General features: G+C 67.0%; 13 protein-coding genes. 8 read left to right on the forward strand and 5 right to left on the reverse strand.

Translation table 11 applies throughout. The features are described 5' to 3' along the window. Positions 1-150: 150 nt before the first annotated feature. A complete protein-coding gene (locus ACQP0C_RS26300) occupies positions 151-1,581 on the forward strand; it encodes an amidase (protein WP_433724085.1) in 1,431 nt (476 codons plus the stop codon). Positions 1,582-1,605: 24 nt separating this feature from the next. Then, entirely contained in the window at positions 1,606-2,175 is a 570-nt protein-coding gene (locus tag ACQP0C_RS26305; RefSeq protein WP_433724087.1) for a DJ-1/PfpI family protein, read from the forward strand. A gap of 258 nt (positions 2,176-2,433) precedes the next feature. Here the strand turns inward: ACQP0C_RS26305 and ACQP0C_RS26310 are convergent, their stop codons facing one another. Then, positions 2,434-3,291 carry a DMT family transporter gene (locus ACQP0C_RS26310; protein ID WP_433724089.1) on the reverse strand — a complete coding sequence of 286 codons (858 nt, stop codon included), beginning with the start codon at positions 3,289-3,291 and terminating at the stop codon, positions 2,434-2,436. A 356-nt stretch (positions 3,292-3,647) separates the two neighbouring features. Between ACQP0C_RS26310 and ACQP0C_RS26315 the strand changes: the two genes are divergently transcribed. After that, positions 3,648-4,160: an Lrp/AsnC family transcriptional regulator gene (locus ACQP0C_RS26315; protein WP_433734660.1), complete on the forward strand. Its 513-nt coding sequence runs from the start codon at positions 3,648-3,650 to the stop codon at positions 4,158-4,160. On the opposite strand, the gene ald is transcribed toward ACQP0C_RS26315, so the two are convergent. Beyond that, on the reverse strand, positions 4,157-5,263 hold the full coding sequence (ald, locus tag ACQP0C_RS26320; RefSeq protein ID WP_433724091.1) for an alanine dehydrogenase: 1,107 nt from the start codon (positions 5,261-5,263) through the stop codon (positions 4,157-4,159). The two genes, ACQP0C_RS26315 and ald, sit on opposite strands and share 4 nt — an antisense overlap. A gap of 491 nt (positions 5,264-5,754) precedes the next feature. After that, positions 5,755-6,273 (reverse strand): PadR family transcriptional regulator, encoded by a 519-nt coding sequence (locus ACQP0C_RS26325; RefSeq protein WP_433724093.1) that lies wholly within the window; start codon positions 6,271-6,273, stop codon positions 5,755-5,757. Positions 6,274-6,367: 94 nt separating this feature from the next. On the opposite strand from ACQP0C_RS26325, the gene ACQP0C_RS26330 reads away from it, so the two are divergent. The 4 genes from ACQP0C_RS26330 to ACQP0C_RS26345 all read left to right on the forward strand — a co-directional run bounded on the left by ACQP0C_RS26330 (position 6,368) and on the right by ACQP0C_RS26345 (position 9,834). Further along, positions 6,368-6,928 carry a hypothetical protein gene (locus tag ACQP0C_RS26330; protein ID WP_433724095.1) on the forward strand — a complete coding sequence of 187 codons (561 nt, stop codon included), beginning with the start codon at positions 6,368-6,370 and terminating at the stop codon, positions 6,926-6,928. A 27-nt stretch (positions 6,929-6,955) separates the two neighbouring features. Next, complete coding sequence (locus tag ACQP0C_RS26335; RefSeq protein ID WP_433724096.1) at positions 6,956-8,257, forward strand: carotenoid oxygenase family protein; 1,302 nt, start codon at positions 6,956-6,958, stop codon at positions 8,255-8,257. Between the two features lie 24 nt (positions 8,258-8,281). Next, positions 8,282-8,719, forward strand: coding sequence for a helix-turn-helix domain-containing protein (locus ACQP0C_RS26340; RefSeq protein WP_433724098.1), 438 nt, complete (start codon positions 8,282-8,284; stop codon positions 8,717-8,719). A gap of 149 nt (positions 8,720-8,868) precedes the next feature. After that, positions 8,869-9,834 (forward strand): alpha/beta hydrolase, encoded by a 966-nt coding sequence (locus ACQP0C_RS26345; RefSeq protein ID WP_433724100.1) that lies wholly within the window; start codon positions 8,869-8,871, stop codon positions 9,832-9,834. Positions 9,835-9,973: 139 nt separating this feature from the next. Here the strand turns inward: ACQP0C_RS26345 and ACQP0C_RS26350 are convergent, their stop codons facing one another. Beyond that, positions 9,974-10,966: a quinone oxidoreductase family protein gene (locus ACQP0C_RS26350; RefSeq protein WP_433724102.1), complete on the reverse strand. Its 993-nt coding sequence runs from the start codon at positions 10,964-10,966 to the stop codon at positions 9,974-9,976. Positions 10,967-11,006: 40 nt separating this feature from the next. Continuing rightward, the gene (locus tag ACQP0C_RS26355) at positions 11,007-11,747 is read right to left on the reverse strand and encodes a PP2C family protein-serine/threonine phosphatase (protein WP_433724104.1); all 741 of its coding nucleotides are present in this window, start codon (positions 11,745-11,747) and stop codon (positions 11,007-11,009) included. Positions 11,748-11,883: 136 nt separating this feature from the next. Here ACQP0C_RS26355 and ACQP0C_RS26360 point away from each other — a divergent pair, with 136 nt between their 5' ends. Beyond that, positions 11,884-12,708 carry a class I SAM-dependent methyltransferase gene (locus tag ACQP0C_RS26360; protein ID WP_433724106.1) on the forward strand — a complete coding sequence of 275 codons (825 nt, stop codon included), beginning with the start codon at positions 11,884-11,886 and terminating at the stop codon, positions 12,706-12,708. Positions 12,709-12,743: the final 35 nt, after the last annotated feature.

Below are 12,743 nucleotides of genomic sequence, written 5' to 3' on the forward strand. Positions count from 1 at the left end.
GCGACCCGCGTATCGATTGCGGAATGGTCGGTTGACTAACTACTGTCGGGTGCTCGAATCAATGACTGATTCCACAGGTCACGCCTGTCGGGCGGCTGCTCGCAGCTCGCCCGGAACAACATGGCCTGTGGGTCGGGAGGAGCGGTAGAGATGGACCTTCGCGAGGTCGTCGCCTCGGGTGTGCGGGAACAGCGGGAACTGCTCGAACAAGGTGCGCTATCGGCCCGCGAACTGATCGAAGCGACCCTCGACGGGATCGAACAGGCGGGCGACCTCAACGCCTTCACCACGGTGCTGCACGAACAGGCCATTGCCGAAGCCATCGAACGGGACCAAGCGCGCGCCGCGGGCGCAGACCTCGGGCCCTTACACGGCATCCCGATCGCGGTGAAGGACGAAATCGACGTCGTGGGGGCCGTGACCACCTTCGGCACTCGTGCCAACACCATCCCGGCGACCGCCGATGCCGAGGTGGTGCGGCGCTTGCGGGCGGCGGGCGCGGTCATTGTCGGCAAGACCACCATGCCGGAATTCGGTCAATGGCCCTATACCGAATCCAGCACCTACGGACTGACCCGCAATCCGTGGGATCGGACCCGTTCGGCCGGCGGTTCCAGCGGCGGGTCCGCCGCCGCGGTGGCGGCCGGACTGGTGCCGGTCGCACTCGGCGGCGACGGCGGCGGCTCGATCCGGATTCCGGCGGCCTGCTGTGGGCTCTTCGGCCTCAAAACCCAGCGCGGACGGGTACCGACCGCACCGTACCCACACCTGTGGTGGGCGCTCGGCGTGCTCGGCCCGCTGACGCGTGGCGTCCAGGATTCCGCGATCGTCTACGACGTGATCCGCGGTAGCACCCCGGTCGACCGGTTCCGCGCCCCCGATCCGGCGCTGTCGTTCGAGGAGGCGGCGCGGCGCACCCCGACCGGCCTGCGCATCGGCTACAGCACGAAATCGCCGACGGTGCTGACCGGACCGGATCCGGAACATGTGCGCGCGGTCCACGACACCGCCGAACTGCTCGCCCAACTCGGCCATACGGTCATCGAGGTCGACCCGCGCTACCCCGACTTCACCTTCGCCTTCTACCCGCAGTTCTACGGCGGTGTGCGCGCCGAGTTCCCGTTCGTCGACCATCCGGAGCGGCTCGAACGCCGCACCCGCCAGACCGCGGTGCTCGGTGCGTGGGCGCGGCAGCGGGTCGTCGAGTGGGCCATACGCCGCGGCGAGACCGCGGCCCGCAAGGCCGATCGCATCTTCGACCAGTGCGATCTGCTGCTGACCCCGACCATCGCGCACCGCCCGCCCCCGGTCGGTATCCTCGACGGCGCGAATTCCGTCCGGGCACAGCTCGCCTCGGTTCCCATGGTCGCCTACACCGGACTGTGGAATGTGACCGGACATCCGGCCGCCTCCCTGCCAGCGGGCGTCGCCACCGACGGCCTCCCGTTGGCGGTGCAGCTGGTCGGACCGGCCAATGGCGAGCCGACGATCCTGTCGGTGGCCGCGCAACTCGAACAGGCCCGGCCGCATCCGCGCCCGGTTTGCGCGAAAGGCCCCTGGGCGCAGGGCGATTGCCGATAAAATTCGGCTCGGAGGTGATGTGCCGTGACAAGCGTGTTGCTGATCACCGGAGACGCGGCCGAAGACCTGGAAGTCATGTACCCGTACCAGCGGCTGCTCGAGGAGGGGTACGAGGTCCACGTGGCCGCCCCCACCGTCAAGAAGTTGCAGTTCGTCGTGCACGATTTCGTCGACGGTTTCGATACCTATACCGAGAAGGCCGGGCACACCTGGCCCGCCGATATCGCGCTGGCCGATGTGGACCCGAGCCGGTATGCGGCACTGGTGCTGCCGGGCGGGCGCGCACCGGAATATCTGCGCGGCGATGCGGAATGCCGCAGAGTCGTCGAACATTTCGTCGACGAGGACAAACCGATCGCGGCGCTGTGCCACGGTCCATTGATCCTCATCGCCGTCGGCGCACTCAACGGCCGCTCGTCGAGTGCCTACCCGGCATTGGCGCCCGACCTGAATGCCGTTGGCGCGCAATGGGCGGACAGCCCTGCCCATGTCGACGGCAATATCGTGACGGGCCGCGCTTGGCCGGATCACCCACTGTGGATGCGGGCGTTCATAGAGGTGCTGCGCGCCAAAGCACCCGCACCAGCCCAGTAGCGCCCGCGCCGGTTCGCCGAGGCCTGGCGCGAAGCCCCAACCTCACACTACTATCGCGTGTAGTAGACACGGCGTTCCCGCCGCGTCCGTGGCGGGCGGGGCCTGATGGAAACCATGACAATCGAACGCGTCATTGCGGCGCCGATCGATGACGTCTTCGACTGGCCGGCCAACGCCGAGAACTACATGCTCGACGCCGCCGAATCCGCGCTGGCCCAACCGAATCGGTAGCGCGAAGCGGCGGCGTCGGGCACCCCGTCAGACCCGGTCGCGCCCGCCGAGTGTCAGGAAGGCGAGGCCGAGCGCCAGCACGGCCAGCCCGCACCACGACACGATCGGCAATCGCTCACCGACGACGACCACACCGAGCACCGCCGCCACGGCCGGCTCGGCCAGCGTCAATGTCGTCGCGGCCTGCGCCGTCGTATGCCGCAGCCCGGATCCGAACAGGCGGTAGGCGACGAACGTGGTGAACACCGCGAGATGCGCCGCCACCGCGATGCCGCGCCCCGAATGCAACCACGTGGTGTCGGCGCACAACACCACCGGCAGCACCAGCGCCCCGGCGATGCCGAACATCATGCCCAGCACCGCATTCGAAGAATGCCCGTGTGCGATGAGCCTGCCACCGATGAGCGAGTACACGGCGTAGGTGAGTCCCCCGAAGGCGGCGAGCACGATGCCGAGCAGGTCCACGGGCGCGGTCGCACCCATCAGTTCGGGACCGAGTACGAGCACCGCACAGCCGAGCACCGCCGCCCCGGTGGCAACGGCCCAGCGTCCGGTCGGCCTCCCCTGCCCGGCAACCCAGGCCAACAGTCCCGCGAAAACCGGCGCGCTGCCGAGGGCGATCACCGTGGCAACGGCCACCCCCGTGCGCGCAACGGCCGGATAGAAGGTGACCGGATATCCTGCCACCGCCAGCGCACCGGCGACAACCAGCCACCACTCGCCGCGCGTGCACACCAAACGCGTAGCGCCAGCGGACAAATACAACAACAGCCCGCCGAGCACCAACCCGGCCGACCCGATCGCCGCCGCGGGCGCACCCGCGGGCGCCAGCGAACTGGCGGTCCCGGTGGTCCCCCACAACATCGCCGCGACCAGGATGGGCACCGGCCCACTCCACGGCGATCGCGCCCGAACATCCGAACGCCCAACTACAACAACAGATTTGGAATCAGACAAGGCCATGCACTTCCGTCATCGAATTCGACAGGGATTCGAAACGGGCGCACGACACAACCCCCGAGGCTGGCTACAGAGTCAGCCTGGACCGCGAGTTCAAAGATTCAGCAGGTGCGCCCGATCAGGCGCACGGCGGCGGCGTAACAGCGTGCCAGTAGATGTCCACGCGCAGATCCTATCGCCACGGCCGGATCGGGCTCACACCGGCGAAGGATCGCCGAAGATATGTTTTCGGGGCTGCCCTACGTCGAAGGATCTTCGATAGGGTTGGGCCTGTGAGGAAGATCGATTCACCGATAGGTCCGGCCGCCGCTGTCCGGAATCCGCCTCGACCCGCCGTTGCACTCGACGATATCGACCGGATCCTGCTCGATCAGCTCGCACGCGACGGTCGGATGACCAATAGCGCGCTCGCCGATGTCGCGGGCATCGCACCGTCGACATGTCTGGGGCGGGTGCGGGCACTGGTGGAACGCGGCGTGATCCGCGGATTCCACGCCGATATCGACCCGGCCGCACTCGGCCGCAATCTGCAGGCCATGATCGCGGTGCGGGTACACGCCAACGCACGTCCGCACCTCGCCGAATTCGGCGAACAACTGGCCGATCTCGACGAGGTGCTCAACGTGTACTTCATCGCGGGCGCCGACGACTATCTGATCCATGTCGCCACGGCCGACTCCGAGGGACTACGGGTCTTCGTATTGGAACATCTGAGCGCACATCCCGCCGTCGCCTCGACCGAGACGATCCTCATCTTCGAGCATGTGCGACCCAGAACCCGTCCGATCCCCTAGGCGGCGAGCGTTTCGGCCGCGTAATTGTGCGCGGCCGCAACGGATTCGGACAGCAGCTGGCCGCGGTGCGTACTCAGACCGGCGGCCAGCCCCCGATCCGCGGCGACCGCATCGCGCCAGCCGTGCTCGGCCAGCGAAATCGCATACGGCAGTGTGGCATTGGTGAGCGCGACGGTCGAGGTGTACGGCACCGCGCCGGGCATATTGGCAACGCAGTAGAAGACCGAATTGTGCACCCGGTAGGTCGGCTCGGCATGGGTGGTCGGGCGCGAGTCCTCGAAGCAGCCGCCCTGATCGATGGCGATGTCGACCAGTACCGAACCCGGCTTCATCTGTGCGACAAGGTCATTGGAGACCAGGGTGGGCGCCTTCGCACCGGGCACCAACACCGCGCCGATCACCAGATCGGCCTCGCGGACCAGGCTCTCCACCTCGAAGCTATTGGAGATGATGGTGCGCACCTGCCCCCGGTACTGCTCGTCCAGGGCGCGCAGGCGCGCGATGTTCAGGTCGAGCACGGTCACCTCCGCGTGCATGCCGACCGCGACGGCGATCGCATTGCTGCCCGAAACACCACCGCCGAGCACGACCACTTTGGCCGCACGCGCACCGGGCACGCCGCCCATCAGCACACCGCGGCCACCGCCGCTGCGCATCAGGTGATACGCACCGGCCTGCGGCGCCAGCCGTCCCGCGACCTCACTCATCGGCGCGAGCAATGGCAGCGATCCGTCCTTGCCGGTCACGGTCTCGTAGGCGATCGAGGTGATGCCGGAGTTCAGCAGCGCATCGGTGCATTCCTTGGACGCCGCCAGATGCAGGTAGGTGAACAGCAGCTGCCCCGCGCGCATCCGCGAGTATTCCTCGGCCACCGGCTCTTTCACCTTGAGCACCATATCCGCGGTAGTCCAGACTTCATCGGCGCTGTCCAGCACCCGCGCCCCGACGGCCGCGTAGGCCATATCCTCGAAGGCCGACCCCTGCCCCGCCCCGGCCTCGATGTACACCTCGTGTCCGCGCGCGACCAGCTCGTGTGCACCCGCTGGTGTACACGCGACCCGGTACTCGTGGTTTTTGACCTCGCGGGGAATTCCGATCTTCATCAACACTCCTGTACGTCGATCCGACGGATTGGCGACATGTGACCTGTTCGATCACCTCCGTGTGAGTATGAAGATCCTGCAAGATCAGATCCATATCAGTGAAGATAGTTCTCAAACCAACCGAACATCCATCCTGATATTCAGATTTCCGAACTTCCCGACCGGCCCATCCGAAACATATTCGGCCGGTGCGTCGGCCACGAACCTTCGCCCGGTTCGATGACACACCTAGAGCGGGGGCGGCGTGAGTTGATCGAACCCGCGCGTCGCCGCAGTCCCTATCGACCCGCTGCGCGATGAATTCGTCACGCGCGGCGTGCCCACCGTGCCCGACGAGGTCGTGGTCGACATCGTGGATACGGTGCACCTACCGCTGATGCGCGGCTACGGTTCCTGAAAGCTGTTCCGACGCAACCGAGTCGAGAGACGGGACAGCGAACGCCCGCTCGGGCGGACAGCAGCCCGACCGGCGAACGTTCGTGGTCGACGCACTAGCGCTCCGGAATCTGGGTCAGCGCCCACTCGGCCCACTCCCGCTTCATCGCGTGGAAGCGCTTGCCCCACTCCATCGCGATGCGGCCGTAGACGGACAGGTCGTCATCGTCCCAGTCGATAGATGCCTCGAGTGCGGCCAGTTCGGCTGCGTCCTTCGTGCTCGCGGTTTCGATATCGGACAGATAGTCGCGGGCGTGGGCGGGGGGAACCACACCGAGAAAGAAGACGCGCAGCAGCGTTTCATTGCGGGCCAACCGTTTCGGCTTGGTCTCGGTGAGCCACGCGCGCAGATCCGCCAGGCCCGCGTCGGTGATCGTGTACTCCTTGCGGCCGCGCGGACCCTCATCCGACACGACGATCGCACCCGCGTCGGCGAGCTTGGTGAGCTCGGTATAGATCTGGCTCTGCGTTGCGGGCCAGACATTGGCCAGCGACATCTTGAAGCGCTGCACCAAGTCATAGCCGCTGGCCGGGCGATCGGATAACAGTCCGAGCAGCGCATACCGAAGACTCATGCCATCACCTTACCTTCCACTATTGACATGTCGATAGAGCAGACTCTAATTTGGACATGTCAAAACTGGAACGTCACCCGAGGAGCCTTCGAAAATGTCGTACCTGCGCACCTTCGCCCCCTGGATCGTCTTCGCAGTGATCCCGTCGCAGTACTGGCAGTGGGCCGCGCTTGCGGCCTTCGGCGTTTCGGTCCTCGGCATCGCCCAGCAGATCCGGGCGGGTCAACGCATCGAAGCCCTGATCATCGACATCGGTTCCGTCGTCTTCTTCGCGGCGCTGACCGTGCTCGCCTTCGCCGATCCGGACAGCGCACTGCACCCCTACACCCCCGCACTGTCCTCGGGCGTGCTCGCCCTGGTCGCGGGCACGTCGCTGGCCGTGCGCGTGCCGTTCACGCTGCCCATCGCCAAACAGACCACACCGCAGGAGATCTGGGATCACCCCATCTTCATCCGCACCAGCTATGTCATCACCTCGGTATGGACCGCGAGTTTCGTCATCGGCGCCGTCGCGCTGACCGCACTCGCCCACTCCTCCTCGGGTCTGCGCACCACCGCGCAAGTGCTCGCCTTCGCCCTCCCGGTGATCTTCACCATCCGCTACGTCGCCTACATCCAGGCGAAGGCGAATTCGCTCAACGAGTCCGCATCCTGAAATCCCCCGACCAGATCGGCACTTATCATGACCACCTCGGTTCCACACCTCACCGGCAACTACGCCCCCGTCACCGAAGAGCTCACCGCCTACGAATTGTCGGTCACCGGAACGATTCCCGCCGAATTGACCGGCTGGTATCTGCGCAATGGCCCGAATCCGCATGCCGCCGCATCCGCGCACTGGTTCCTCGGCGACGGCATGGTGCACGGCGTACGGCTCGAGCGCGGACGTGCGGTGTCCTATCGCAATCGGTGGGTCCGCACCTCCACCTTCACCGACGGCGCACAGGTCCGCGATGCCGACGGCACTGTCGATCGCACGGCGGGACTCGCCAATACCCACGTCATCCGGCACGCCGGACGCACCCTGGCCCTGGTCGAATCCTCATATCCCTACGAATTGACCCGCGAGCTGGACACCGTCGGCCCCTACGATTTCGACGGCAAACTGCGCACCGCCATGACCGCGCATCCGAAGACCTGCCCGACCACCGGCGAATTGCACTTCTTCGGCTACGACGTCGCCGAGCCCTATCTGACCTACCACCGCGCCGACGCCGCGGGCAATCTGCTGCTCAGCCGCCCGATCGAGGTGCCGGCCGCGACCATGCACCACGACTTCAACCTCACTGCCGACCATGTCGTATTCATGGACCTGCCAGTGGTTTTCGATCTCGAGACGGCGCAATCCGGTGCGGGCATGCCCTTTCGGTGGCGTGCGGACTACCAGGCCCGGCTCGGGGTACTGCGCCGCGATGACCCGCACGGCGCGGTCCGGTGGTTCCCGATCGACCCGTGCTATGTCTTCCACACGCTCAACGCACACGACGAGCCGGGCCGGATCGTGCTGCACGTGATGCGCTATCCCACTCTGTGGCGCCAGGATTCGCCCGACGACGAGCGCGCCACGCTCTGGCGCTGGACCATCGATCTGACCACCGGCACCGTCGCCGAGGAACAGCTCGACGACCGCGACGCCGAATTCCCGCGCGTCGACGACCGGCTCGCCGGGCTGGACACCCGCTTCGGCCACGCCACCGTATCCGGCGACAGCGGCGCACTGATCCGCTACGACCTGCATACCGGGACCAGCACCGCCCACGAATTCGGCCCCGGCCGCATCCCTGCCGAGGCCGCCTTCGCACCCGCGAACGACCACCCCGGCGGCGACGGCTATCTCATGACCTACGTCTACAACGCCGACACCGACCGCAGCGACCTCGTCATCCTGGACGCGACCGAGCTGGCCGCCACACCGGTCGCCACCATCCACCTACCCAGCCGAGTGCCCTACGGCTTCCACGGAAACTGGCTTGCCGACCGCTAGTGGCGCATGGCCCAGGCGGGCGGGATGGATCTCGCACTGGCGCTGGTCGAAGCCGACCACGGCGCCGATATCGCCCGGTCGGTCGCCCAGTCGCTGGTCGTCTACAGGCAACGGGCGGGCCAGTCGGTCGCAGTTCTCGGCGGCGCTACGCGCTCCGGCGCCGCGCAGCCCGCTGGTGCGCACGTCGCGGATCTGATCTGTGCCGATACCAGCCATCCGCATAAGGTCCAGACCCTCGCCGCGCACGCTCGGATCAGCCCCCGGCATTTGACGCAATTGTTCCGCGCCGAATCGGAGAGCTCGCCCGCCGAATACGTCGCCTTCATTCGATTCGGTCCGGCCCGGGACAAGCTGCACGCCGGGTACAGTGTGACCGAGGCGGCAATGGCCGCCGGGTACGGCAGCAGCGAAGCCATGCGCCGTGCATTCATTGCGCGCCTTGGTATTTCGCCGAGCAAGTAGCAGCAGCGCCTCCGCTCGACGGGTACGACCGCGCTGCTGGAGGACGTCACGGCCGCGTCCTGATCAGGGGGATTTGTGGCCCGCCCAGCGGGGCGGACCGGGCGGCCGCTGCCGACGATGTGAACGCACCCACACAGAAAGGCACGATGATGGCAGGAAACCCCCTCGGCATCTCGCTGGAGCAGGCCGCGCAGGAATTCGTCGACGCGACCTCCGAGCCGCCGTTCCTCTATCAGCTCAGCCCGGAAGAGGGTCGCAAGGCCGTCGACGGTGTGCAGGACAGCCCCATCGCAAAGCCGGAGATCGATGAGGAGTGGATCACTGTCGAGGGCGGACCCACCGGTTCGGTGCGGGTGCGCATCGTCAAGCCGAAGGGTGCGACCGGCGTGCTCCCGGTGATCATCTACACCCACGGCGCGGGGTGGGTATTCGGCGACGCGCACACCCACGACCGCCTGGTGCGCGACCTGGCCGTCGGGGTGGACGCGGCCGTCGTCTTTCCCGAATACGACCGCTCGCCGCAGGTGCGCTACCCGGTCGCGAACGAGCAGTCCTACCGAGTCGCGCAGTGGGTCACCACCTCCGGCACAGCGCACGGTCTGGACTCGTCGCGGATCGCCATTGCGGGCGATTCGGTCGGCGGCAATATGGCCATCGCGCTGACCCTCATGGCGAAGGAGCGCGGCGATGTCTCGTTCCGGCAGCAGGTGCTGTTCTACCCGGTGACCGACGCCAATTTCGATACCGGTTCCTATCAGGAGTTCGCCGAGGGCTACTTCCTGACGCGCGAGGGTATGCGCTGGTTCTGGGATCAGTACACCACCAGCGAAGAGGACCGCGCGCAGATCACCGCCTCACCGTTGCGGGCCAGCACCGAGCAGTTGGCGGGGCTGCCTCCGGCACTGGTCATCACCGGCGAGGCCGATGTGCTCCGGGACGAGGGCGAAGCGTTCGCGGGCAAGCTGCGCGCGGCGGATGTGCCCGTCACACAGGTGCGCTACGGGGCGATCATCCACGATTTCGTGATGGTCAACGCCCTGCACGACACCCATGCCGCCAAAGCCGCTGTCGCACAAGCCGTCTCCGTGCTGAAGGCAGCGCTTTACACCGCGTGATCCACCTCGGGTCCGATCACCCGGCCGACGTTGCCCGACGGCAGCGCGGGCACCGAACTGACCATCCGCCAGGAGGAGTTCCACCAGCAGTTCGCCGCCGATGTGCCCGCGCCGACCACGCGCCTGATGGCCGGACCGGTCAGCCGTTCACCGCGAGGACCAGCTTGCCGGTCGAGGTGCGCCCGCCCATCAGGCGGTGCGCCTCGGCGGCTTCGGCCAGCGGGAACTCCGCGGTGATCGGCAGCTCCACCTGCCCCGTCGTGACCAGACGGAAGGCGCGATCGGCGATCTCCCGCAACACCTTCGGCGCATCGGCGGTGAGTCCGAGAATCGAGAAGCCGGAGATCGACAGTCCGCGTGGGTAGAGCTCGGGCTGGCCGATCTGCCAGCCCGGCTCACCACTGGCATTGCCGTAGGAGATCAGCCGACCGAACATGGCCAGGGCTTCCAGACCGCGCCGCAACGTCTGGCCACCGACCGGATCGAGCACGATATCGACACCGCGACCATTGGTCGCCTCCTGCACGTCCGCGGTGAAGGTCTCGGCCAGGAAGGCATCGTCGTAACCGAGCTTGCGCGCGTACTCGGCCTTGGCCTCGCTGGAGACCACGCCGTACACCGCGCCAGCGCCCGCGAGCTTGGCCACCTGGCCCACCACGGTGCCCACTCCACCCGCCGCGGCCTGCACCAGGACAGTCTCCCCCGGCTGTAGCTTGCCGACGGTGTTCACCAGCGCATAGGCGGTCGGCAATACCGTCGGAAGCGTTGCGGCCGTGCGCAAGTCGACACCATCTGGCACCGGGAACACCGTCGCGGCGTTCACCACGGCGACCTCCGCGTATGCGCCGCCCTCGGTGATCGCCGCCACCGACTGCCCCACGGCCAGCCCGTCCACACCCGCGCCGAGCGCGCGTACCCGTCCCGAGAGCTCCAGTCCCGGCACGAACGGCAGCTCCGTGACCCGATATCCCACCGAACGCGCCTGCAGATCGGCGAAGTTCACCCCGACGTACGCGATATCTATCGCGACCTCACCAGGACCCGGATCCGGAGCATCGAGCTCCACCGCACGCAACACCTCAGGTCCGCCCAGTTCACTGATCTGAATCGCCCGCATAACCCCAAACTCCACTCGGCACACTGTGTCGAGTCAGTTCTAGCAGGAAAGGCGGCTACCGGCAGTCCACCACGAGCGCGGTCGTATTGTCGGTGCTCCCGGCCTGTAATGCGCTGTCCACCAATGCTTCCGCGACGCTGCCCGCGCTCCCGTCGGCGGCGAGCACTGCCTTGATCTCGACCATGTCGAGTCGCTTGTGCACGCCGTCGGTGCTCAAGAGCAGTCGGCCCCGGCTGGATCCGGTGCACGCGCGCCCGATGGCGGCCGGGCGTACGGTACGCGCCGAGGTGGTCACGAGATGGTCCATCCGCCCCGACGGGGCGATCCCCTTCGCGCGCATGAACTCGGCGACGGTGTGGTCGGTGGTGATCTGGTGCAGCACCCGGCCGTTCCAGCGATAGGCGCGAGTGTCGCCGACCCACGCGATATCGCACGGTCCGTCGGGTCGGCCGGCGGCGGGCAGTACCGCGACGACGAGCACACAGTCGGCCTGCTGCTCCGGGAACTGGCGCAGCAATTCCTGCTGGGCCGCGAACACGCCAGCCACTGCACCGCCGCGCGCCCCCATCCTGGCGGCGACCGAGGCGGCCGTGCGGGCGGCCCGAGCAGCGAGCAGGTTGTCGCCGATACCGTCGGCCACGACGAAGGCGGCCCGGCCGACGATCGGGTCGGTATAGGTGGCGTAGGCGTCGGCGTTGAGTGAACGCCGCCCCCTCCTGCTCACTCCACCAGGGATGATGCCACCGGGCCGTGGCTGCTCGGGCCGGACGATCGCGATCGAAGCGGTTGTCTGCAAGGTCTGTCCTCCTCGGGCTGGACCTGCCCCATGCTGCCGATCCGCACACCTGTCGTTAATTCAGTGAACCGCGATACTCCAAGTAGCGTGCCAAAATTTCCCAAGGGATTCCTGTGAATCGCAATACGATGGCGCGGTGAGTATCGATGAAGGCCTCGATCCGCTGCTGGTGAATCGGGGCAACTGGGACGCGCGCGCCCCGATCCACGCCGCCAGCGGGTTCTATCGCGATCACGACTCGTCGTATTGGTTCGCCCCCTTCGAATGGGACATCCTCGGTGACGTGCGCGATCGCGACGTACTGCATCTACAGTGCCATCTCGGCACCGAAACGATCGAATTCGCCAAACGTGGGGCGCGCGCGGTCGGTCTCGACTTCTCCCCCGCATCCATCCGGCACGCCCGCGAACTCGCGGCGAACACCGTCGAGTACGTCTGCGCCGATGTGTACGACGCGCCGAATGCGGTGGGCCACCGGCAATTAGACATCGTCTACACCGGCAAGGGCGCGCTCTGCTACCTGCCCGATCTGGCCGGGTGGGCGAGCGTACTCGCCGAGCTACTTCGCCCGGGCGGGCTGGTCTATATCGTCGAATTCCACCCGCTGCTGCACGCACTCGGGCCCACCCCACCGGCCGGGGTCGATCCGGATGCGCTTGTCCTGCACGATGATTACCTCGCGGGCCGGGGCGCACAACGTCGCGACAGCGACCACACCTACACCGACGGTCCGGCACTGACCACCGACACCACGGCCTACGAGTGGCGCCACGGTCTAGGCGAGGTGATCAACGCCCTGATCGGCGCCGGTCTGCGGATCACCGATCTCACCGAAACCGAGATGTTGCCGTGGCCGCGCTGGTCCCGCATGGTCCGGACCGACAATGACTGGTTCCGACTGCCGCCCACCGACCCGATTCTCCCGTTGCTGTACGCATTGGCGGCCACCAAACCGGCCTAGCCACGCCGCATCTCATCACTTTGCTACACGATAGC

The sequence above is a fragment of the Nocardia sp. CA-129566 genome (genome assembly GCF_050956075.1).
Classification (GTDB): Bacteria; Actinomycetota; Actinomycetes; order Mycobacteriales; family Mycobacteriaceae; genus Nocardia.

What these genes read in the sequence shown, in the direction of transcription:
- ACQP0C_RS26335 (WP_433724096.1), top strand. Translation starts at nt 6,956, where the DNA reads ATGACCACCTCGGTTCCACACCTCACCGGCAACTACGCCCCCGTCACC.
- ACQP0C_RS26325 (WP_433724093.1), bottom strand. Translation starts at nt 6,273, where the DNA reads ATGAGTCTTCGGTATGCGCTGCTCGGACTGTTATCCGATCGCCCGGCC.
- ald (WP_433724091.1), bottom strand. Translation starts at nt 5,263, where the DNA reads ATGAAGATCGGAATTCCCCGCGAGGTCAAAAACCACGAGTACCGGGTC.
- ACQP0C_RS26340 (WP_433724098.1), top strand. Translation starts at nt 8,282, where the DNA reads ATGGATCTCGCACTGGCGCTGGTCGAAGCCGACCACGGCGCCGATATC.
- ACQP0C_RS26345 (WP_433724100.1), top strand. Translation starts at nt 8,869, where the DNA reads ATGGCAGGAAACCCCCTCGGCATCTCGCTGGAGCAGGCCGCGCAGGAA.
- ACQP0C_RS26300 (WP_433724085.1), top strand. Translation starts at nt 151, where the DNA reads ATGGACCTTCGCGAGGTCGTCGCCTCGGGTGTGCGGGAACAGCGGGAA.
- ACQP0C_RS26330 (WP_433724095.1), top strand. Translation starts at nt 6,368, where the DNA reads ATGTCGTACCTGCGCACCTTCGCCCCCTGGATCGTCTTCGCAGTGATC.